Source organism: Thermomonas alba (assembly GCF_022419205.1).
GTDB lineage: Bacteria > Pseudomonadota > Gammaproteobacteria > Xanthomonadales > Xanthomonadaceae > Thermomonas > Thermomonas alba.
The window spans coordinates 1-509 of the sequence record NZ_JAJOZU010000074.1 but is presented as its reverse complement, the minus strand read 5'-3'; the positions used below and the strand labels follow the sequence as shown (position 1 = coordinate 509).

Sequence of the window (509 nt, the reverse complement as noted above, 5' to 3'; positions counted from 1 at the left end):
GGTGGTGCCGCCCGAGCCCCCCCGATCGAGCGCACCGGCGCCGGGCGGGCTGGGCACGGCGCTGCGCCACCGCGACCTGTTGCGGCTGGACGTGGGGGTCTTGACCCTGCACACGGTGCAGATGGCGATGTGGATGGCCGTGCCCGGCCTGCTGGTCGGCGCCGGGATCGACAAGGCGCACCATTGGCAGATCTATCTGCCGGCGCTGCTGGCGTCGTTTTTGATCATGGGTGGGCTGCTGTTCCGGCTGGAGCGGCGCGGTCACCTGGGTGCGGTGCTGCGCGGCGCCATCGGCTTGCTGGTGCTCGCCCAAGGGGGACTGGCGTGGGCCGCCAGCCACGAGGCCGGCAGCGTGCTCATCACCGGGGTGTGGCTGCTGGTGTTCTTTTTGGGCTTCAACACGCTGGAAGCCAGCCAGCCCAGCCTGGTTTCGCGGCTGGCGCCGACCCATGCTCGGGGCGCTGCGCTGGGGGTGTACAACACGCTGCAGTCGCTGGGGCTGTTTGCGG

1 protein-coding gene is annotated in these 509 nt (G+C 70.9%); it reads left to right on the top strand.

All coding sequences use genetic code 11. From position 1 onward, the window contains the following. A partial coding sequence (locus tag ML342_RS11830; protein WP_240127208.1) for an MFS transporter occupies positions 1–509 on the top strand: 509 nt, incomplete at both ends.